The sequence below is a fragment of the Streptomyces sp. NPDC002513 genome, assembly GCF_053595355.1.
Window position 1 is genome coordinate 14,606 of sequence record NZ_JBSFXK010000048.1, and the last position, 20,639, is coordinate 35,244.

16 protein-coding genes and 1 pseudogene are annotated in these 20,639 nt (G+C 71.7%); 7 read left to right on the forward strand and 10 right to left on the reverse strand.

Translation table 11 applies throughout. From position 1 onward, the window contains the following. The first annotated feature begins 139 nt into the window (after positions 1-139). A complete protein-coding gene (locus tag ACWD5Q_RS26255; protein WP_451429505.1) occupies positions 140-565 on the forward strand; it encodes an OsmC family protein in 426 nt (141 codons plus the stop codon). A gap of 153 nt (positions 566-718) precedes the next feature. Here the strand turns inward: ACWD5Q_RS26255 and ACWD5Q_RS26260 are convergent, their stop codons facing one another. Together ACWD5Q_RS26260 and ACWD5Q_RS26265 are read right to left on the reverse strand one after the other, a co-directional pair. Beyond that, on the reverse strand, positions 719-1,582 hold the full coding sequence (locus tag ACWD5Q_RS26260; protein ID WP_451429506.1) for a helix-turn-helix domain-containing protein: 864 nt from the start codon (positions 1,580-1,582) through the stop codon (positions 719-721). Between the two features lie 191 nt (positions 1,583-1,773). After that, the gene (locus ACWD5Q_RS26265) at positions 1,774-2,613 is read right to left on the reverse strand and encodes a helix-turn-helix domain-containing protein (RefSeq protein ID WP_451429507.1); all 840 of its coding nucleotides are present in this window, start codon (positions 2,611-2,613) and stop codon (positions 1,774-1,776) included. Between the two features lie 222 nt (positions 2,614-2,835). Between ACWD5Q_RS26265 and ACWD5Q_RS26270 the strand changes: the two genes are divergently transcribed. From ACWD5Q_RS26270 to ACWD5Q_RS26280, 3 genes are all read left to right on the forward strand, one after another. Beyond that, a complete protein-coding gene (locus tag ACWD5Q_RS26270; protein WP_451429508.1) occupies positions 2,836-3,141 on the forward strand; it encodes a 4a-hydroxytetrahydrobiopterin dehydratase in 306 nt (101 codons plus the stop codon). Positions 3,142-3,155: 14 nt separating this feature from the next. Then, positions 3,156-3,902 (forward strand): class I SAM-dependent methyltransferase, encoded by a 747-nt coding sequence (locus ACWD5Q_RS26275; protein WP_451429509.1) that lies wholly within the window; start codon positions 3,156-3,158, stop codon positions 3,900-3,902. A 354-nt stretch (positions 3,903-4,256) separates the two neighbouring features. Beyond that, positions 4,257-5,183 (forward strand): class I SAM-dependent methyltransferase, encoded by a 927-nt coding sequence (locus tag ACWD5Q_RS26280; protein WP_451429510.1) that lies wholly within the window; start codon positions 4,257-4,259, stop codon positions 5,181-5,183. Positions 5,184-5,287: 104 nt separating this feature from the next. Here the strand turns inward: ACWD5Q_RS26280 and ACWD5Q_RS26285 are convergent, their stop codons facing one another. Then, positions 5,288-5,983: a glycoside hydrolase family 75 protein gene (locus ACWD5Q_RS26285; protein ID WP_451429511.1), complete on the reverse strand. Its 696-nt coding sequence runs from the start codon at positions 5,981-5,983 to the stop codon at positions 5,288-5,290. A 362-nt stretch (positions 5,984-6,345) separates the two neighbouring features. Then, the gene (locus tag ACWD5Q_RS26290; RefSeq protein ID WP_451429512.1) at positions 6,346-7,182 is read right to left on the reverse strand and encodes an aldo/keto reductase; all 837 of its coding nucleotides are present in this window, start codon (positions 7,180-7,182) and stop codon (positions 6,346-6,348) included. A gap of 510 nt (positions 7,183-7,692) precedes the next feature. Between ACWD5Q_RS26290 and ACWD5Q_RS26295 the strand changes: the two genes are divergently transcribed. Next, positions 7,693-9,624 (forward strand): maleylacetate reductase and hydroxyquinol 1,2-dioxygenase domain-containing protein, encoded by a 1,932-nt coding sequence (locus tag ACWD5Q_RS26295; protein WP_451429513.1) that lies wholly within the window; start codon positions 7,693-7,695, stop codon positions 9,622-9,624. A gap of 16 nt (positions 9,625-9,640) precedes the next feature. Beyond that, complete coding sequence (locus ACWD5Q_RS26300) at positions 9,641-11,419, forward strand: FAD-dependent oxidoreductase (protein ID WP_451429514.1); 1,779 nt, start codon at positions 9,641-9,643, stop codon at positions 11,417-11,419. 98 nt (positions 11,420-11,517) lie between these two features. Here ACWD5Q_RS26300 and ACWD5Q_RS26305 read toward each other — a convergent pair whose 3' ends face one another. From ACWD5Q_RS26305 to ACWD5Q_RS26315, 3 genes are all read right to left on the reverse strand, one after another. Then, positions 11,518-12,387, reverse strand: a complete 870-nt coding sequence (locus ACWD5Q_RS26305; protein ID WP_451429515.1) for a helix-turn-helix domain-containing protein — start codon at positions 12,385-12,387, stop codon at positions 11,518-11,520. A 155-nt stretch (positions 12,388-12,542) separates the two neighbouring features. After that, positions 12,543-14,369: an AMP-dependent synthetase/ligase gene (locus ACWD5Q_RS26310; protein ID WP_451429516.1), complete on the reverse strand. Its 1,827-nt coding sequence runs from the start codon at positions 14,367-14,369 to the stop codon at positions 12,543-12,545. Positions 14,370-14,820: 451 nt separating this feature from the next. After that, a complete protein-coding gene (locus ACWD5Q_RS26315; RefSeq protein WP_451429517.1) occupies positions 14,821-15,684 on the reverse strand; it encodes a LysR substrate-binding domain-containing protein in 864 nt (287 codons plus the stop codon). A gap of 133 nt (positions 15,685-15,817) precedes the next feature. On the opposite strand from ACWD5Q_RS26315, the gene ACWD5Q_RS26320 reads away from it, so the two are divergent. Further along, positions 15,818-16,858 (forward strand): bile acid:sodium symporter family protein, encoded by a 1,041-nt coding sequence (locus ACWD5Q_RS26320; RefSeq protein ID WP_451429518.1) that lies wholly within the window; start codon positions 15,818-15,820, stop codon positions 16,856-16,858. 189 nt (positions 16,859-17,047) lie between these two features. On the opposite strand, the gene ACWD5Q_RS26325 is transcribed toward ACWD5Q_RS26320, so the two are convergent. From ACWD5Q_RS26325 to ACWD5Q_RS26335, 3 genes and pseudogenes are all read right to left on the reverse strand, one after another. Next, positions 17,048-18,925 (reverse strand): exo-alpha-sialidase, encoded by a 1,878-nt coding sequence (locus ACWD5Q_RS26325; RefSeq protein WP_451429519.1) that lies wholly within the window; start codon positions 18,923-18,925, stop codon positions 17,048-17,050. 562 nt (positions 18,926-19,487) lie between these two features. Beyond that, on the reverse strand, positions 19,488-20,336 hold the full coding sequence (gene fdhD, locus ACWD5Q_RS26330) for a formate dehydrogenase accessory sulfurtransferase FdhD (RefSeq protein WP_451429520.1): 849 nt from the start codon (positions 20,334-20,336) through the stop codon (positions 19,488-19,490). 7 nt (positions 20,337-20,343) lie between these two features. Further along, positions 20,344-20,547 (reverse strand): annotated as a pseudogene (locus tag ACWD5Q_RS26335) (2Fe-2S iron-sulfur cluster-binding protein); the annotation flags it as partial. Between the last annotated feature and the right edge of the window lie 92 nt (positions 20,548-20,639).

Consider the following 20,639-nt stretch of genomic DNA (forward strand, 5'->3'; position numbering starts at 1 on the left):
CGTCTCGCCCCCCGATCGCGTTCATGGACGTCGAGCCGGTCGTGGGGTGCGCCGGGCCCGAATGTGATCGGATAGGGCCTGGCACCCGGGAACGGGACCGTCTTGACGGGAATTCGCACGGCATGCGAAAGGACTCATCGTGGCAACCACGCGCACCGCACACACCGTCTGGGAAGGCAACCTGCTCGAGGGCGGGGGCGTCGTCACCTTCGACTCCTCCGGCATCGGCCGGCAGCCGGTCACGTGGGCTTCGCGCGCCCAGGAGGCGAACGGCAAGACCAGCCCCGAGGAGCTGATCGCCGCCGCCCACTCCAGCTGCTTCTCCATGGCGCTGTCGCACGCCCTGGCCGGCGCCGGCACCCCGCCCACCAAGCTCGACACGAAGGCCGACGTCACCTTCCAGCCGGGTGAGGGCATCACCGGTATCCACCTCACCGTCGAGGGCACCGTCCCGGGCATCGACAACGACGCGTTCGTCGCCGCCGCCGAGGGTGCCAAGAAGAACTGCCCGGTCAGCAAGGCCCTGACCGGTACGACGATCACCCTGGACGCCAAGCTCGCCTGAAGCGCACACGTCCACCGGCGCCGCGCCCGCTACAAGGGGGGCGCGGCACCGCCGTTTCCAGGGCGCGCGCCCCGCGCCTCGTGTCCGGTCGTCATGCGCGTGCTCCTGATGGGGTGGCGGTGTGCTCTCGGTGCGTCGTCCCGTGCGGCCGGGTCAGAAGGTGTCCCGGTACTCGCGCAGGATCGTCCTCGTGCGTTGGACGGAGGCCGCCGTCGCGGACATGTGGTCCAGGACCTCCAGGTACAGGGCCACCTCGTCCCGCGAGTCGAGATAGAGGGCGCCGGTCAGGTACTCGCTGTAGACCATGTCGGGCAGCTCCGGCTCCTGGAAACGGAACAGCACGAACGGGGTGGCCGTTCCGGGGTGTGGCCCGGCGGCGAATTCGGCCACCTGCAAGGTGATCCCCGGGTTCTCACTGGCCTCCAGGAGCCGGTCGAGCTGGTCGCGCATCACCTCGGGACGCGCGCTCACCGGTCTTCGCAGCACCGTCTCGTCCATGACCACCCACAGGCGCGGCGCGTCCTCGCGGGTGAGCAGCCGCTGCCGGGCCAGGCGCAGCGCCACATGCCGCTCGATGTCCTGGGGGCGGACCTGTCCGACGGTCCCCGCCTCCAGCACGGCGCGGGCGTAGTCCTCGGTCTGCAGCAGTCCGGGCACGAAGTGCGGCTCGTAGGACCGGATGAGGCGGGCGGCGCCCTCCAGACTGACGTACAGACTGAACCAGTCGGGCAGCACATCGTGGTACCGCTGCCACCAGCCCGGCCGGTTGGCCTCCTCGGCGAGCCGGACGAAGGCGGTGATCTCCTCGTCGGGAACGCCGTACCGCGTGAGCAGCACCTGCACATACGGGATCTTCAACGCGACATCGGCGGTCTCCATGCGCCGCACGGTCGCCGGAGCGACCCGCAGCACCTCCGCCGCCTCCTCGCGCTTGAGCCCCGCGGACTCCCGCAACTCCTGCAACCGCCGCCCGAGCACCACCTGCCCCACGGTCGGCGCAGCCCGCCGCTCACTCACGCCACGCCTCCCCTGCGCGTCCAAGTACCCCAGCAGTGTGGCATGTTCGGGTGCGCGTGCGATGGGGTCTGCGGGGAACGGATGATTTCCGTGACGGGAGCCGGTCTGTTGCGCCGGTGCCGGGAGGGGGACGCCGGAAGCGTGCGGGGGAGCATAACGGGCGGACGGCGCGTCGGAGACCGGCGAAACCCTCAGGACCCCAGTGACTGAAGGTATTTGACCGTCGCCGGGTCGGCGGGCAGGAACGTCTCGATGGCCAGCTCCGCCACGGTCACATCCATCGGGGTGTTGAAGGTGGAGATGGACGAGACGAAGGACAGCACCCGGCCGTCGTGCTCGATCCGCAGCGGCAGCGCGAAGTGCGGTGCGGGCTCGTCCGGTTCGGGCCCGGGTTCCGGCTCGCCCCGGTCCGGGACCGGATACGCCGCCACCTCCTCGTACAGCGCCCGCAGGGCCGGCGAGCGCTGCAGGGCGATCTGGCGCTCCATCTGCGCCAGCAAGTGCCCCCGCCACTGGCCGAGGTTGCGGATGCGCGGCGCCAGACCCTCCGGATGCAGGGTGAGCCGCATCGCGTTCAGGGGCGGGGCGAGCAGCCGCTCCGGGACGCCCTCCAGAAGCAGCGCGATGCCCCGGTTCGCGGCCACCACGTCGTACCGTGCGTCCACCACCAGGGCCGGATACGGCTCGTAGCCCCCGATCAGCCGCTCCACGCCCGCGCGCAGCGTCTCCATCGACGGGTCGTCCAGCGGCGTCTGCGGGTAGTGCGGGGCGTAACCGGCCGCCAGCAGCAGCGCGTTGCGCTCCCGCACCGGGACGTCGAGGTGCTCGGCGAGCTTCAGCACCATCTCCTCGCTCGGCCGTGCCCGTCCCGTCTCGATGAAGCTGATGTGCCGGGCCGACGAGCCCGCGCGCAGCGCCAACTCTAACTGGCTGACCCGTCTCCGCTCCCGCCAGCCCCGCAGCAGCGGGCCGATGGCCGGGCCGGAAGGGGCCGGTGAGGAGGCGGCGGCGCCGGTCGCGACAATGGTCATACGGAGGACCGTAGCCGAGGCGTGGTGCATGGACGACCGGCCGGACTGATCCCGGCTGGTGTCGTGGGCGGGACCGAGACCACCGTTGTCGCGGACGCCCTCGCGGCGGAGTGCGTCCGAAGCCGACGGCCCGGAGGCACGGCCGTGCGTACGGCGCGCCACGGAGGGGATGTGGCAAGGTGGGGCGCACCCCGCCCCCCTCGTACGGAAGGAGCAAAGGTCATGCCCGTCGAACCGCTGTCGCAGAAGGAGATCGAGGACCGGCTGGCGGAGCTGCCCGGCTGGTCACTGGACGGCGACCGGCTCGCCCGCTCCTACCGGCTCGGCTCGCACTTCGCGGCGACCGCGCTGGTCGTGCACATCGCCCAGGTGCAGGAGGAACTCGACCACCACTCCGACTGCACCCTCGGGTACAACACCGTCTCCCTCACGGTGAACACGCACAGCGTGGGCGGACGCGTCACCGAACTGGACTTCGGCCTCGCCCGCCGCATCGAGGAACTGGCACCCGGACACGGGGCGCACTGAACGGGGAACGGCACGTGCTGGACTACGACAAGGAGGCCGAGGAGTACGACTCCTCGCGCGGTGGCGAGCCGCGCGCCGCGGCGGCGGCCGACGCCGTGCTCGGACTGATACCGCAGGACGCGCGCCGGCTGCTGGACGTGGGCTGCGGCACGGGGATCGTGACCCGGCGGCTCGCGGCCGGGCGGCCGGGGCTGCGCGTCACCGGCGCGGACCTGACGTACGGGATGGTGCGCCGGGCCGCCGCCCGGCTGCCGGGCGCCGTCGTCCTCGCCGACAGCCGTCGACTGCCGTTCGCGGACGCGACGTTCGACGCGGTGACCAGCGTATGGCTGCTGCATCTCCTGGAGGGACCCGGGGCCGTCCGGGCCGTGCTCGCCGAGTGCGCCCGGGTGCTGCGTCCGGGCGGTGTGTACGTCACCACCGTCGACAAGGCCGCCGCCCACGACGTGGGCAGCGACATCGACGCCGCGCTCGCCCGGCGCCCGCGCCGGCCGGCCGGCGACGCCGCGGAGACGGTCGCGGCGCACGCCGCCGCGTGCGGTCTGGTGCCGGCCGGAGGGGCCCGCTTCCGCGGTGTCGGCCAGGGCCGCAGTCCCCGCGGCACGGTGGCGGACCTGCGGCGCGGCTGGTTCACCACGCTGACGCCGGGCGATCCGCTCGGGGAGCGGATAGCCGCCCGGCTGGCCGCACTACCGGACCAGAACCGGCCGCGCCCCGACCCGGTGTTCACCCTGCGGGCCTTCCGAAAGCCCCTGGTCTGACGGGAAGGTCACGGCATCGGCTGTCGAAAGCCCTTCTTTGAAAGGGAAGTTCACCGGACGAGCGCTGAGAGATCCCAGGTTCCGGCCGGACCCCGGCTCCCCGGGGGGCGGTGCGCCGGCCGTGGACGGTCCACGGGTCGGCGTACGGTCAGAACACGCTGTCCCCCGGGCAGGTGGACCGCGGCGAGGCCGGTGCGGGCCGTGAACGCAGCGGCCGCATGGGGTGGGCGAGCGCCCAGGCACCGATGAGGTTGCCGCCGCGGCACCCCGATTTTGCTGCTCCGGCAAGGGAAGTGGCCTTCGTGCGGTACGCCGGCGCAGGCTGGCGGTACCGAGACGAGAGGCTGACCCACCATGGCGCACGAGCAGCACCACGACCACCATGGCGAACGCGGCGAGCACGGCCATCACGGTCACCGGCATGGCCACCGCGGCGACACCGACATCGACTGGGCCGAGATGGCTTCGATGCTGGAGTCGCAGGCGGAACTGTTCGCCCCCTTGTACAAGAGCGTCATGGCGTGGCTGGCGCAGGAGGCGCCGGAGCCCGGCCTGATCGTCGACACGGGCAGCGGACCCGGCGTCGTCTCCGGTCTCTTCGCCGAGGCGTTCCCCGGCGCGCGGGTCGTCGCGGTGGACGGTTCCGGCCCGCTGCTGGAACGAGCCCGCGCCCGGGCCGCCCGTCTCGGCCTGACCGACCGCTTCGGCACCATCACCGGTGAACTCCCAGACGCGCTCGCCGAGTTGGATTACCCGGCCGACCTGCTGTGGGCCAGCAACAGCCTGCATCACCTGGGCGACCAGCGGGCCGCCCTCGCCGCGTTCGCGGAGCGGCTCGCGCCGGGCGGCACCCTGGCCCTGCTGGAGGGCGGGCTGCCCGCCCGGTTCCTGCCGCGGGACATCGGCTTCGGCCGTCCGGGACTGCAGGCGCGCCTCGACGCGGTCGAGGCGGAGTGGTTCGCGCGGATGCGGGCCGAGCTGCCCGGCGTCGTCGCCGAGGCCGAGGACTGGCCGGCCCTGCTGACCGCCGCCGGACTGAAGCACACCGGCACGCGGAGCTTCCTCCTGGACCTGCCCGCTCCGGTCGACGACCGGGCCCGGGCGTATGCCGCCGCCGCCCTGGCGCGGCTGCGCGAGGCCCTGGCCGACGGTGCCGACGCCGATGACCGCGCCACCCTCGACCGTCTCCTCGACCCGGAGGACGAGGCGAGCGTGCACCGCCGGACGGACGTGTTCGTGCTGAAGGCGCACACGGTGTACACGGCGGTGCGACCCGTCTGACGCGCGCGCCCGGTGCCGCGTGGCACGCGGCACCGGGCGGGCCTGCCCGATCGTCGGAATCGGCTGTTCCGGTCCCCCGGATCAGAGGTTCCGGGCGTCCCGGATCAGTTGCTGTTGATGAACTGCTGCGCCAGTGACTGGCCGAGCGAGACCGCCGCGCTGTGGCTCTCGATCGGCGACACCTTGGAGTTCTTGAACAGGATGTACGTCACGCCCGAGTCCGCGCCGCCGGTCTCCGGGTTGGAGTCGATGCCCAGTGCCTGCGCGGTGGCGTACGAGGCCTCGCCGATGATCTGCGTGGGGCCGGTGTCGCCGACGACCGCGTACTCGACCTTGTTGTTGTAGATGACCGCGACCACGCCGCCGCCCTTGATGCCGGCGTTGGAGTAGTTCCAGATGCTGCTGGAGCTCGGTACGACGACGTAGGGGAGCGAGTCGGCGCGCAGCGGGGCACCGTTGGACTGGTGGAAGGCGGTGTCGTTTTGGAACCAGGGGTCGGTGCCGCTGTTGCACTTGCTGGTGACCTGGCCGTCGCAGTCGATGTCCATGTCGGCCTTCCAGAACACCGCGCCGTTCTTGCCGCACACGGGGATCGTGGCCGAGGTCTCTTCGTCGGTCTTGTACTTGCCGTTCGATATCTGCGAACAGGACGTCACCTTGGCGAGGAGGGCGGCCGCGCTGACCGTGCCCTCCTGGGCGGACTTGGGGGTGGACGCCCCCGAGGCGTTGGCGGGGAGCGCCGCGGTGGCGAGGAGCGCGGCGCCGGCGGCTGCGGCGAGGGTCAGTGTTCGAGTGTTCACTGTGGGGAGACCCTTCTGTTAGGAAAGTTTCCTTACCGGGTGCGGTACAAGGTGGCCCTATCGCCATGGCCGCGTCAAGACCTCATACCAAGGCAGCGGGCACGAGTTGCGGACCGCGGAGGAAAACCCCAGCTCGTGGCCGCCCTCGCCGCATGAAGATTGCCGCGCAACACGGGCCGGTCGCCGCGCAACGCCCGGGTCGGCGGGCCGCACCGGGTCAGCGGGTCACACCGGGTCAGCGGGACATGCCGAGCCGACGGGCCGGGCCGCACCGGGCCGTTCCTCGCCGCCGCTCACACACGACGGCGCGCCCCGAAACCGCCGTGGAAGCGGTCCGGGGCGCGCCGCGGAGTCGTCGTCCGTCAGACCACGTCGAACGTCGCCGGGTCCGGGCCGATGCGCCGGTCCTCGTTGAGCGCGCTGATCGCCGCCATGTCCTCGGTGTCCAGCGAGAAGTCGAAGACCTCGATGTTCTCCTTGATGCGCGACGGCGTCACGGACTTCGGGATCACGACGTTGCCGAGCTGGATGTGCCAGCGCAGCACGATCTGGGCCGGGGTCCGGTTGTGCTTCTGCGCGATGGCCACGATCGCCGGGACCTCCAGCAGGCCCTTGCCCTGGCCGAGCGGCGACCACGCCTCGGTGGTGATGCCCTGCTCCGCGTGGTACTCCCGCGCCGCGTGCTGCTGCAGATGCGGGTGCAGCTCGATCTGGTCCACCGCCGGGATGATGGACGTCGCGTCGATCAGCGTCCGAAGGTGCTCCGGAAGGAAGTTGGAGACACCGATCGCCTTGGCGCGGCCGTCCGCGTAGATCGCCTCGAGGGCCTTGTACGTCTCGACGAACGTGCCCCGGGACGGCAGCGGCCAGTGGATGAGATACAGGTCCACGTACTCCAGGCCGAGCTTCTCCAGCGAGGTGTCGAAAGCGCGCAGCGTGGAGTCGTACCCGTGGTCGCTGTTCCAGAGCTTGGTGGTGATGAAGAGGTCCTGGCGCGCCACGCCGGAGGCGGCGACCGCCTTCCCGACCCCCTCTTCGTTGCCGTAGATCGCGGCTGTGTCGATGCTGCGGTACCCCGCCTCCAGGGCGGTGGCGACGGCGCTCTCCGCCTCGGCGTCCGGCACCTGCCAGACGCCGAAGCCCAGCTGGGGCATCTCGACGCCGTTGTTCAGAATGATCGGGGGGACCTTGCTGCTCACTAGCTCTCGATCCTTCAAGTCGTCGGGTGGTACTCCTATCGTCAACGATCACAGGTCCGTGTGCATTCCATCCCGGGGATTTCCCCGCGGAATCTCGGGCCGCACCCGACAGATCGGCCGGAAACGGATCGGACCTCCTTGGTTCGGACCATTGACCGGGTCTCCTCATCCCGTGACCGGGTCTCCTCATCCCGCAACGCTGCAACGCGGCACCGGACGAGTCACTGAACCAGGTGCACGCATGCACGCATGTGAACATCACCGCCTGCCAGGCTGGGGTCCTTCCTCGTACGGATCCGCCCCTCACCAGCACCGACACGACAGGGGCGCCGCCGCTCGAGGAGGCGGCGGCCCCCGTGTGCCGGGGTTCCCGCGCCGGCGGCGCGTTGGTCCGCGCGCGTTTCGTGCAGCCACGACGCGCCGTTCGTGCAGGCGTCGGCGGCAACGCGCCTTGCACACTCGGTGGTCAGGCAATGACGCTTCTTGACCGAGACGCGAAGGCGGAACTCCATGCGGACGTTCGTCTACACATCCCACCCCTCGCGGGTGATCTTCGGTTCCGGCACCATGGACCGACTCCGCGAGGAGATCGAGCGGCTCGGCCGTCGCCGGGTCCTGCTGCTGTCCGGCCCGACCCTCGCGCAGGCTTCCGCGCGGGTCCGTGCGGCGCTCGGCGATCTGGTGGTGGCCGAGTTCGACGGCGCGGCCATGCACACCCCGGTGGAGGTGACCGAGCGGGCGCTCACCGTCCTCCGGGGGGCGTCCGCCGACTGCCTGGTCGCGGTCGGCGGCGGATCGACGACGGGCCTGTCGAAGGCGCTGGCGCTGCGCACCGGCCTGCCGCAGGTGATCCTTCCGACCACCTACGCCGGCTCCGAGGTGACCCCCGTGCTCGGCGAGACTCAGGACGGGCACAAGGTCACGCAGTCCTCGCCCGCGATCCTGCCCGGCACTGTCGTCTACGACGTCGACCTCACGCTCACCCTGCCGGTTCCCCTGTCGGTGACCAGCGGCGTGAACGCCCTCGCGCACGCCGTGGAGGCCCTGTACTCAGCGGACGCGAACCCGGTCACCGACGGGCAGGCCCTGGAGGCGATCTCCCGGATCGGACGGGCGTTGCCCCGCCTCGCGGCCGACCCGGCCGACCGTGAGGCGCGCGCGGATCTGCTGGAGGCGGCCTGGCTCGCCGGCATCTGCCTGGCCACGGTCGGGATGGGCCTGCACCACAAGCTCTGTCACACGCTGGGCGGCAGCTTCGGCCTGCCGCACGCCCAGACCCACACCGTGATCCTGCCGTACGCCATGGCCTACAACGCGCCCGCGGCCCCCGAGGTGATGCGCAGGATCGCCGAGGCCCTCGGCGTGCCGGACGCCCCCGCCGGTGTCCACGACATGGTGGCGTCCCTGGGCGGGCCCACCTCACTGCGCGAGCTGGGCATGGCGGAGTCCGATCTGGCCCGTGCGGCCGAGCTGGCCGCCGCGACGCCGTACCCGAATCCGCGCGAGGTGACCGCGGAGGGCATCGCGGCCCTGCTGTCCGACGCCTGGCACGGGCGCCGCCCGGCCACCCGGCAGAGCGATGCGGACCTCCGGCTGAGGCGGCTGACCGACCAGGTCGTGGCGAGCTTCGCGAACGCCCCCGATCCCCGGGTCGGCGCCCTGCTCGCCGATCTCGTCCGGCACCTCCACACCTTCGTGACCGACAACGACCTCACCGAGTCCGAATGGCAGGGCGCGATCGACTTCCTCACCCGGACCGGACAGCTGTGCGGCCCCACCCGGCAGGAGTTCGTGCTGCTGTCGGACACGCTCGGCGTGTCCAGCACGGTGGATCTGCTGACCAACTCCCGCACCCCGGACACCACTCCCTCCGCGGTCCTCGGCCCCTTCTATGTGGAGGGCCCGCCCGAGGTCCCGCACGGCAGTGACATCTCGGGCGGACTCGGCGGCACCCCGCTGTGGGTGGACGTACAGGTGACGGACACGGCCGGCCTGCCCGTCAAGGACGCGGTCGTGGACGTGTGGCAGTCCAACGAGGACGGGTTCTACGACGTGCAGCTCCCCGATCTCGAGGGGCCGGTGCTGCGGGCCCGGCTGCGCACCGACGCCGAGGGACGGCTCACGTTCTGGTCGATCCTGCCCGCGGAGTACCCGATCCCGGACGACGGCCCGGTCGGGCAGATGCTCGCCGCGGTCGGCCGCCACCCCTACCGGGCGCCCCACCTGCACTTCATGATCGACGCGCCCGGCCACCGCAGGCTGGTCACCCAGCTGTTCGTGGCGGGCGGCGAGTACCTGGACAGCGACACCGTCTTCGGCGTCAAGGACGAACTCGTCGTCGACTACGCCCCGCAGACCGGCCCCACCCCCGACGGCCGCCGCGTCGACGGCGAGTGGCGCCGCCTCTCCCACACCTTCCGTATCGCCCCGTCGGCCGAGTGACCGAGGAGTGCCCCTCATGACCCGCACCACCACCGCCAACCCCGGCGGCTACGACACCGACGTCCTGGTCGTCGGCAGCGGCCCGGCCGGCGGCTCGGCCGCCCTGCTCCTGGCCACGTACGGCATTCGCACCCTGCTCGTGACGAAGTACGGCTGGCTGGCCAACACCCCACGGGCGCACATCACCAACCAGCGCACCATGGAGGTGCTGCGCGACCTCGGCCTCGAGTCCGAGGCGCTGGCCGTCGGCAGCCCGTCGCACCTCATGGGCGACACCGTGCTGTGCACGGCGCTCGCCGGCGAGGAGATCGGGCGGATCCGCAGCTGGGGCACCGGTCCCGACTCGCTGACCGAGTACGGTTCGAAGAGCCCCTCCACGATGGTCGACCTGCCGCAGACCTTCCTCGAACCGATCCTGGTGAACAACGCGGCGGCCCGCGGTGCCAAGGTCCGCTTCGACACCGAGTTCCTGAGCTTCACGCAGGACGAGGACGGCGTCACGGCGCTCCTGCGTGACCGGATCCGCGGCGACGAGTTCACCGTGCGGGCCCGCTATCTGATCGGCGCGGACGGCGGACGCAGCACCGTCGCCGAGCAGCTCGGTCTCCCGTTCGACGGCGAGATGGCCAAGGCGGGCAGCATGAACATCGTCTTCAAGGCCGATCTGAGCCGCTACACCGCCCACCGTCCCAGCGTCCTGTACTGGGTGCTGCGGCCCGGCGCGGAGACGGGCGGCATCGGCATGGGCCTGGTCCGCATGGTCCGTCCCTGGAACGAGTGGCTGCTGGTGTGGGGCTACGACATCGAGCAGCCGCCGCCCCAGGTGGACGAGGCGGAGGCACGGCGGATCGTGCGCGATCTCATCGGCGACGCCGAACTCCCGGTGGAGATCGAGTCGATCTCGCTGTGGACCGTCAACCACAGTTATGCCACGGTGTATTCGTCCGGCCGGGTGTTCTGCACGGGCGACGCCGTGCACCGGCACCCGCCGTCCAACGGCCTCGGTTCCAACACCTCGGTCCAGGACTCCTACAACCTGGCCTGGAAGCTGGCCATGGTGATCCGCGGCGAGGCGGACCCCACACTGCTCGACAGCTACACGGCCGAACGAGCCCCCGTGGGGCGGCAGATCGTCGAGCGGGCGAATCTGAGCCGCGACCAGTTCGGGCCGATCTTCGAGGTGCTCGGCGTCGGTGCCGGGAGCGACGAGGGGACCATCACCGAGGGCCTCGCGGCGGTGCGGGCGGCCACCGCGGAGGGTGCCAAGCGGCGGCTTCTGCTGGAGGAGGCCATCCAGCTCAAGAACTACGAGTTCAACGCGCACGGTGTCGAGCTGAACCAGCGCTATGCCTCCGGCGCGGTCCTCGCGGACGAGAGCGCCGCCGAGATCCGGGAGGACGACCCGGAGCTGGTGGCCAGGCCGACGAGCCGGCCGGGCGCCAAAGTGCCCCACGCCTGGCTCGTGGACGCCCAGGGCGAGCGGATCTCCACGCTCGACGTGGTCGGCAAGGGCGTGTTCACCGTGCTGACCGGCTTGTCGGGCGGTGTCTGGGAGGCGGCGGCCGAGGCGTGCCGGGACGAACTCGGCGTACCGCTGCGGTTCGTGCGGATCGGCGACGCGGACTTCCGTGACGCGTACGGCGAGTGGCGCCGGGCCGGCGAGATCGGCGAGGACGGAGTGCTGCTGATACGCCCGGACGGCTATGTGGCCTGGCGGCGCATGGCGGCTCCCGGCACCGAGGCCACGGCCCGGCAGGAGCTGACCGGGGCCCTGAGCCGGGTGCTGGGGCGGTAGGGTCCATCGGCGTGGGCCAGGGGCTCGCGCTGGTGCTCGAACGCTGACGGCAGGGGCGGGGCACGGCCCAAGGCCGGTGCCGCCCCTCCGCGGAGCTCTCAGCCCGCGCGCCGCACCGCGGCCGGGGTCGTCCCCAGCCGGGCACGCATCACCCGCGTCAGATGCTCCTGGTGGGAGAACCCGCAGTCGGCGGCCACCTGCCCGATCGGTGTGCATCCGGTGCGCAGCAGCCGGCAGGCCTGCTGCAGGCGCAGATTGAGGAGGTACTGGTGCGGGGACTGCCCCGTGCTGGCCCGGAACTGCCGGGTGAACTGGCTGCGGCTGAGCGAGGCGGCGGCGGCCAGGTCCGTGACCGGCAGCGGTTCGGCGAGCCGCTCCTGCATGAGGTCCCGTACGGCCGACAGCTGCCGCTCCGACAGCCCCGACGGCACGGGCGGCGGCTCGGCCGGGCGAGCCGCATGGCGCCGTACGAGCTGCGCGGCCAGCATGTCCTCCAACTGGTCCGCATACGTCTGCGCGGAGGGCTCCCAGCGGCGCACCGTGTCCTCCAGCGCCAGCACGAGCTGCTCGGTGAGCGGATCCGTGGCTCCCAGCTCCTCGGACAGCTCCACGGGACGGCCGTCATTGGCCTCCCGCAGCGCCTCGTCCGCCAGGTACGCGTGCACGGTGTCGAGCTGTCCGTCCAGCTCGACGGAGAGCGTCCGACCGGCCGGCTGGAGAAACAGTCCGCCGGCGGGGATCTTCCCCGCCCGCGCCTCGGCTCCCCGTCCCCGCCGTACGGTCACGGGCCCGCTGCGGTGCAGGATCACCAGGTGGGTCGGGGCGGGCTCGAAGTCCGCGTGGTAGGGCGCTTCCTCCTGGGCCGAGACGTACAGCCGCTCCCAGCCGAGCCCCGCGCTGCTGCCGCGCGGCCGCACCCCGGGCTGCCGGAGGATCCCGACCGTGTCGGCGATTCCCAGCTCAGCCATGGTGCGACCTCCTCGTGACACCGATCCGATTGCTTGAACATTAAATCACGATGGGGTGAACGCGTCGAGGCTCGCCATGCCCGACGGGCGCGGCGCGGGTGCGGCGCGGGTGCGGCGCGGGTGCGGCGCGCGAGTCGCGGAGCGCGGTGTCCGGCTCAGGTCCGGTACAGCGCCTCCACCTCGTTCGCGTACGCCTTCTCGATCGCCTTGCGCTTCAGCTTCAGCGACGGAGTGAGCAGCCCGTGCTCCTCGGTGAACTGGTGCGCGAGGATACGGAAGGTGCGGATCGACTCGGCCTGCGAGACCAGCGTGTTCGCCGCGACCACCGCCCGCCGCACCTCGGTCTCCAGGTCGCGGTCGCGCACCAGCTGGGCCGGGGTGAGCCGCGGCTTGTCGCGCATCTGCAGCCAGTGCTCCACGGCCTCGGCGTCGAGGGTGATCAACGCGGCGATGTAGGGGCGGTCATTGCCCACGACGACGCACTGCGCGACCAGCGGATGGTCCCGTACCCGCTCCTCCAGCGGCCCCGGCGAGACGCTCTTGCCGCCGGAGGTCACCAGGATCTCCTTCTTGCGCCCGGTGATGGTGAGGAAGCCGTCCTCGTCCAGGGACCCCAGGTCACCGGTGGCGAGCCAGCCGTCGTGCAGGGCCTCGTCCGTGGCCTTCTGGTTGTTGAGATAGCCCTGGAAGACATGGCTGCCGTGCAGCCAGATCTCGCCGTCGTCCGCGATGTGCACCGTGGTGCCGGGGATGGCCTGGCCCACCGTGCCGTACCGGGTGCGCCCGGGCGGGTTCGCCGTCGCGGCCGCCGTGGTCTCCGTGAGCCCGTAGCCCTCGTAGATCTGCACGCCCGCGCCCGCGAAGAACAGCCCGAGCCGGCGGTCCATCGCCGAGCCGCCGGACATCGCGTGCCGTACCCGGCCGCCCATCGCCGCACGGATCTTGGCGTACACGACCTTGTCGAAGAACTGGTGCTGCATCCGCAGGCCCGCCGAGGGGCCGGGGCCAATGCCCCACGCCTTCGCCTCGATCGCGTCCGCGTACCTGACGGCGGCCTCGACCGCCTTCTCGAAGGGCCTGGCGCGGCCCTCCTTCTCGGCCCTGCGGCGGGCCGCGTTGAAGACCTTCTCGAAGATGTACGGCACGGCCAGGAAGAACGTCGGCTTGAACGCGGCCAGGTCGGGCAGCAGCGCTGACGCGTTCAGCTGCGGCTGGTGGCCGAGCTTGACCCTGCCGCGCAGGGCCGCGACCTGCACCATGCGCCCGAAGACATGCGCCAGCGGCAGGAACAGCAGCGTGGCCGCCTCATCGCCTCTGCGGGAGTGGAAGACCGGTTCCCAGCGGTCGATGACCGTGTCGGCCTCGAACATGAAGTTGCCGTGCGAGATCACACAGCCCTTGGGCCGGCCGGTGGTGCCCGATGTGTAGATGACGGTCGCCGTCGTCTCGGGGGTGACCGCCTGCCGGTGCCGGTGCACCACCTCGTCCCCGACGTGCGCGCCCGCGTCGTACAGCTCGTGCAGGGCGCCGGCGTCCAGTTGCCACAGCCGGTGCAGCTGCGGCAGCCGGTCGATCACCGTCGCGATGGTCATCGCGTGGTCCTCGTGCTCCACCATCGCGGCCGACACCTGGGCGTCATGCAGCATCCAGAACACCTGCTCCGCCGACGAGGTGGGATAGACCGGCACCACCTCGGCGCCGATGGTCCACAGCGCGTAGTCGAACAGCGTCCACTCGTAGCGTGTACGGCACATGATCGCGACCCGGTCCCCGAACCGGACCCCCTGGGCCAGCAGGCCCTTCGCGAGGGCGAGGACCTCGTCACGGAACTCGGCGGCGGTCACCTCGCGCCAGTGCCCCTCCTCGTCCTTGCGGCCGAGGGCGATACGGAGCGGATCTTCCTGGGCGTACTCGAAGACGACGTCGGCCAGACCGCCCACCGGCGGTGTCGACGCCGCCGGTGGGTTGGTGAACTCGCGCAATCCCCGCTCCTTGTGGCGCTCCGCACAGCGCGGTGAAAGCTACCCCACCGCACGACGGGGCGGGAGGGGGTCGGAAACCCGCGGGCAGCGCGCAAAACGCACAGGTCAGCCCTGGAAAAATACGAGCAAAGTGGTTGGTGGCGGGACAAAATTCCTTACGGCGTCGTAGGTTCCGGCCCGGCAATCTCCACGGAATCTGTACGACGCGCTTACCGCCCCGCACACCCTACTCGCCAGTAGTACGGAGTGGTGACCCGGACCCCGGATCGCCCCGCCACGCCGCTGTCTCCTACAGCGCCCACGGCCCCGTTTCCGTCACCCCGGCCCACGTCGACCGCGCCCGTACCAGGACCAGCGCCCGCACGAGCCGTCCCCGCCACACAGGCGGCCGTCAGTGCCGCGTCGACCCCGGAGGGGCACACAGCCCACCCACCCGTGCCCGGCGCGGAGACTACCGGCGGTGCAGCCGGTCCCCGCTCGCCAGGATCGCCGCCGTGAGCGCCCGGGCCGTGTGCTGCGCCGGGCCCGGACGCTCGCCCTGGACCAGGACGAAGTCGACCTCTCCCAGCTCCGGCAGCCCCGCCCGCTCCGGAACCCGCACCAGGCCCGGCGGGACCATCCCCCGGGAGTGGGCCATCACGCCGAGGCCGGCCCGGGCCGCCGCGATCAGGCCGTTGAGGCTGCCGCTCGTGCACGCGATGCGCCAGGCGCGCCCCTGCTTCTCCAGCGCCTGAAGGGCACGCGCCCGAGTGATGCCCGGCGGCGGATAGACGATCAGCGGCACCGGCCGGTCGGGATCCAGCCGCAGCCACTCCGCGCCGATCCACACCAGCCGGTCGTGCCGGACCAGTTGGCCGCGCGGGTCCTGGAGACGCCGCTTGGCCAGCACCAGATCGAGGCGGCCCGCCGCGAGCTGTTCGTGCAGCGTGCCCGACAGCTCGACGGTCAGCTCCAGGTCCACCTCGGGGTGGTCGTGGCGGAAGCGCTCCAGGATCTCCGGCAGCCGGGTCAGCACGAAGTCCTCCGAGGCGCCGAACCGCAGCCGGCCCCGCAGCCGGGTGCCGGTGAAGAACGCCGTGGCCTGCTCGTACACCTCCAGGATCCGCTGCGCGAAGCCCAGCATCGCCTCGCCCTCCTCCGTGAGCCGGACGGAGTGCGTGTCCCGGGCGAACAGCGGGCGCCCGGTCGCGTCCTCCAGCCGCCGCACATGCTGGCTCACCGTGGACTGGCGCAGCCCGAGGCGCCGGGCGGCCTGGGTGAAGCTCAGCGTCTGGGCCACCGCCAGGAAGGTGCGGAGCTGCGCGGGGTCGTACACGTCCTCCAGGTTATCGCGTAACGCAATGACAGTCAGAGCGGTGTGCGGGATTCCCGATCGCTCGCCGCGGGAGGACGATGGGGAGGGCACGACCGTGTCCGACCCCCGACGTACAGCGACATAGTGGAGCACAGTGAAACGCCTGCGATGGCCGCGTTGGATGCCCGTCGACCCCTATATCCTCCTGCTGCTGGGTACCGTGGGACTCGCGGCCCTCGTCCCGGCGCGGGGCACGGCCGCGAACGTCTCCTCCGGAGCCTCCACGGCGGCCATCGGCCTCCTCTTCTTCCTGTACGGCGCCCGCCTCTCCACCCGTGAGGCGCTGACGGGACTGAAGCACTGGCGACTCCATGTCACCGTGCTGGCCTGCACGTTCGTCATCTTCCCGGTGCTGGGCCTCGCTGCCCGCGGCCTGGTGCCGGTGCTGCTGACGCACAGCCTCTACACCGGCCTGCTCTTCCTCACGCTCGTCCCCTCGACCATCCAGTCGTCGATCGCCTTCACCTCGATCGCCCGGGGCGATGTGCCCGCGGCGATCTCCGCGGGCACCTTCTCCTCCCTCGCCGGCATCGTGCTCACCCCCCTGCTCGCGGCGGCGCTGCTCGGCAACAGCGGCGGCGGGTTCTCCGCGGACTCGCTCGTCGCGATCGTGCTCCAACTGCTGGTGCCGTTCCTCGCGGGGCAGCTGCTGCGGCGCTGGATCGGCGGCTTCATCACCCGGCACAAGCAGGTGCTCGGGCTCGTCGACCGCGGCTCGATCCTGCTGGTCGTCTACACCGCCTTCAGCGAGGGCATGGTCCAGGGCATCTGGCACCAGGTGAGCCCGCTCAGGCTGGGCGAACTGTTCGTGGTCGAGGCGGTCCTGCTCGCCGTGATGCTCGCCCTGACCTGGTACGGCAGCCGGGCACTGGGCTTCAGCCGGGAGGACCGGATCGCGATCCAGTTCGCCGGGTCCAAGAAGTCCCTCGCCTCCGGACTGCCCATGGCGAGCGTCCTGTTCGGCGCGCACGCCTCACTGGCCGTGCTCCCGCTGATGCTCTTCCACCAGATGCAGCTCATGGTGGGGGCGGTGATCGCCAAGCGCCGCGCACACGACCCCGAACCGCCGGCGGTCAGCCCCGCGACAGCCGCAGCGCCACGAACCGCGGTCGGTACAGAGACACGTTCCGGCTGAGGCGCACCTGTGCCGCGGCACCCGTCGCCGTCGGACGCCCGTGTCGTCGCGCGCGCAGTGCCGCCGCTCTCCCGGTCGTGGTGCGGGAGAGCGGTGAGCAGCACGGCCGCGCAGACCAGGGCCGGGACCAGGCCGAGCCCGGTCCCGGCCCGCCGTCGTGCCGTGGCGTCGTCGGGCACGCCCGGGACGTCAGCGGCCGGCGCCCACCCGGTCCATGGGCAGCCACAGCACGGTGTCCCGCGCGGAGACCGCGGCGCCGGTGCGCAGCGCGGCGATCTCGTCGTCGCCGAGCGCCCGGTCGTAGACCCGTACGTCGTCGATCGCGCCGGTGAAGAAGGCCCGGCTGTCCATCCGCTGACCGATGTGCACACCGAAGGGGGAGTTGCGGCTCACGGAACCGGGCACGTCCGCCGTGCTGAGCGCCGTGCCGTCGATGAAGAGGGTGAGCCGGCCTCCGCCCCGGCGCAGCGCGAGATGGTGCCACTGGCCGTCGTTGTACGCGCCGGAGGTGCGCACATACGCGGACTGCGGGGCCGAGGCACCGTCGCGGACCGTGATCAGGCCCTGGACGCGGTGGGAGGCGGGCTCCCCGCGCAGCCACACCTGGGGCTGTGAGGTGCCGATGCCGCCCATCCAGAGCAGGGGCTGCTCACCGGTCGTCGCCGTGTACCGGAACCACAGCGAGGCGGTGAAGTCCTTGCTCCCGAGCGGCAGTCGGGACTGGTACGGCAGGCGTACGGCGTCGTCGGTGCCGTCGAACTGGAGGGCGCCGCCGAACACCCCGTCCGTCTGCCGCGCGCCGCCCAGGACCGCGGCGGGCCGGGCGCCCGGGGCCAGGTCGGGTGTCGTCGGGTCGGGGCCGCGCCGCGGCTGCAGCCAGTCCTCGGTGAAGCGGGCGAAGCGGATCTCGTCCCGCGCGTCGACCGCGCCGCCCTCGTAGAGGAGTCCCACGGTGTCCCCGCCGGCGCGGACCAGGTCCGAGTAACCGGACCAGTCCGTGGTGACGACCGTGCCGCGGTCCACGCTGTCCCAGGTGCGTCCGCCGTCGTAGGAGGAGCGGATCATCATCGTCCGGCGGCGGTCCGGGTCGCCGGGGCAGGCCAGCAGGATGCGGTCGCCGAGACGCAGCATCGAGCCCTGCACCTGGGGTGCGTACAGGTCCGGCAGATCGCGGAAGGGCGCGACGAAGCTGCTGCCGCCGTCGCGGCTGACGGTCTGGGTGCGGTGGCCGAGGTCGGTGCCGTCCTGCTCGCGCCCGCTGACGAGGACCGAGCCGTCCTGGCGTTCGGTGAGGGTGAGTTCGGACGGCTTCTGGCGGAAGGTGCCGTCGTCCGCGATCGGCCAGGAGTCGGTGGCGCCGATGCGCCAGTGGTCGCCGCCGTCGTCGCTGGTGATGAGAGCGGCATGGTTCGCGGTGACCCGGCTGCCGTTCCATGTCTCGGCGTTGACGCCGAAGACCAGGCGGCCCGCCTGCCGGCCGCGGGTGAGCTGGATGCCGTGCACGGGCCCGGTCGCGTACCAGGAGTTCCAGTCGGCGGGCAGGATCTGCGGGCTCAGGTCCCGCGGCGTGGACCAGGTCAGGCCGTCGTCGTCGCTGTACTGCAGATGCGGGGTGCGGTCGCAGGGCACCGAGCAGCTCGCGCTGTCGGTGCGGCCCGTGTTGTACGTCTCGGCGAGCAGGATGCGGCCCGTCTTCCGGTCCACGAGGGGGGCCGGGTTGCCGTGGGTGTTCCCTGCGCCCTCGTTGACGACCTGCAACGGGCTCCAGGTGCGGCCGCCGTCGGCGGAGCGCTTGACCACGATGTCGATGTCGGCCGCGTCGCCGCAGTTGAGCACGCGGCCCTCGGCGAACGCGAGCAGGGTGCCCTTCGCCGTCTTCACGACGGCCGGGATGCGGAAGCAGGCGTAACCGGGGTCCTGGGAGGCCTTGAAGAGCACCTGCTGTTCGAACTGGCCCTCGCTGCCAACTGGTTGCGCACCCGCCGGGCTCGGCAGCGCGAGGAGTGCGGCGGTGGTGAGGACGGCGGTGAGGGTCGATCTGAGTCGTGCACGGAGACTTGACGCCATGGTGCGGCCCGCCCTTCATGCGTCTGGACTCATGCGTCTGGACACACTGGACATCCCTTGTCCAACGTGCGGGCCACAGACGGTACTTGGGCTCTCAATCACCCCACAAGAAGCCTGCGGGCCATCTTCCCCGGCCGGGGCGAAGGAGTTGTCGTGGGGAGGCGGGGGCGCAGAACTCCGCGTGGACGACGGGCCTCAGCGTCCCCTCGCCGAACAGCCGCCACAGCTCCCTCGATCGTACGGCTCCGGCTGCCCGTGAGCGACCCGCGCCGCCGGCCCCGACGGCCTGCCGATCCGCACCGTCGAGGGCAAGTTCGCGTGCGTGGCGGCGGGCGTCGTGACCGCCCTGGTGCCGGAGTCCGCCGCCACGCGGTACTCCCGCCCGGACATCAGCTTGTGCCCGTCCCCGACGACGCCCTCCTCGCCCGGGCGGCGAGCCGCCGGTCACCCCTGGTCGCCGCACTCGTCCTCCTCGCCCGGGCGGAGGGCTGAGGCAGCGCCCCTGCGGCGCAGGGGCGCTCCCCGCCGGTCAGGGCCCCGCCGCCGTCCCGCGGGGAGCCGGTCAGCCCCGGGCGGCCTCGGTCCGCAGGGTGATGCGGTCCTCACCCGCGTACACGTTCATGGAGCTGCCCCGCAGAAAGCCCACCAGCGTCAGACCGGTCTCCGCGGCCAGGTCGACCGCCAGCGACGAGGGCGCCGAGACCGCCGCCAGCACCGGTATGCCCGCCATCACGGCCTTCTGCGCCAGCTCGAAGGAGGCCCGCCCCGAGACCAGCAACAGGGTCCGGGAAAGGGGCAGGTCCCCGTTCTGCAGGGCGCGCCCGACCAGTTTGTCGACCGCGTTGTGCCGGCCCACGTCCTCCCGGATGTCGAGAAGCTCCCCGTCCTCGGTGAACAGGGCCGCCGCGTGCAGCCCCCCGGTCCGGTCGAAGACCCGCTGGGCGGCCCGCAGCCGGTCGGGGAGGCTCGCGAGCAGCTCCGGGTCCACCCGGACCGGGGGGTTGTCGGCGATGGGCCAGCGAGCCGTCGTACGGACCGCGTCCAGGCTCGCCTTGCCGCACAGACCGCACGACGAGGTCGTGTAGACGTTGCGCTCGAGCGTGATGTCGGGGATGACCACACCCGGCGCGGTCTGCACGTCCACCACGTTGTACGTGTTCGATCCGTCGACGGTCGCCCCGGCGCAGTAGACGATGTTCCGCAGCTCGGAAGCCGCGCCGAGCACCCCCTCGCTGACCAGGAATCCGGCCGCGAGCGCGAAGTCGTCGCCCGGGGTGCGCATGGTGATCGCGAGTGGTTTGCCGTTGAGCCGGATCTCCAGCGGCTCCTCCGCCACGAGCGTGTCCGGTCGGGCGGAGACCGCGCCGTCCCGGATTCGGATCACCTTGCGTCGTTCAGTGACTCGTCCCATGTTCTGATCAGCCCCGGTTCTGTACGTGCTGGTAGCCGAAACGGCCCTTGATGCAGAGCTTGCCGTGGGTCACCGGGTTGTCGTGGGGAGAGGCGACCTTCACGATCTCATTGTCCTGCACGTGCAGGGTGAGCGTGCAGCTCACACCGCAGTACGCGCACACGGTCGTCGTACGCGTCTGCGCCGACTCGTCCCAGGTAGCCGCCACACGCCGGTTGAGCTGGTCCTGAAGGCGAAGCAACTGTTCACCGGGTGAGTCACCGGGTGGGCGTACCGCAGACTCCCGGACATCCGAGGGTCTGC

Excerpts from the sequence above, each read along its gene's own strand:
- ACWD5Q_RS26265 (WP_451429507.1), bottom strand. The coding sequence starts at position 2,613 with ATGACCATTGTCGCGACCGGCGCCGCCGCCTCCTCACCGGCCCCTTCC.
- ACWD5Q_RS26270 (WP_451429508.1), top strand. The coding sequence starts at position 2,836 with ATGCCCGTCGAACCGCTGTCGCAGAAGGAGATCGAGGACCGGCTGGCG.
- ACWD5Q_RS26280 (WP_451429510.1), top strand. The coding sequence starts at position 4,257 with ATGGCGCACGAGCAGCACCACGACCACCATGGCGAACGCGGCGAGCAC.
- ACWD5Q_RS26295 (WP_451429513.1), top strand. The coding sequence starts at position 7,693 with ATGCGGACGTTCGTCTACACATCCCACCCCTCGCGGGTGATCTTCGGT.
- ACWD5Q_RS26300 (WP_451429514.1), top strand. The coding sequence starts at position 9,641 with ATGACCCGCACCACCACCGCCAACCCCGGCGGCTACGACACCGACGTC.
- ACWD5Q_RS26305 (WP_451429515.1), bottom strand. The coding sequence starts at position 12,387 with ATGGCTGAGCTGGGAATCGCCGACACGGTCGGGATCCTCCGGCAGCCC.
- ACWD5Q_RS26325 (WP_451429519.1), bottom strand. The coding sequence starts at position 18,925 with ATGGCGTCAAGTCTCCGTGCACGACTCAGATCGACCCTCACCGCCGTC.
- fdhD (WP_451429520.1), bottom strand. The coding sequence starts at position 20,336 with ATGGGACGAGTCACTGAACGACGCAAGGTGATCCGAATCCGGGACGGC.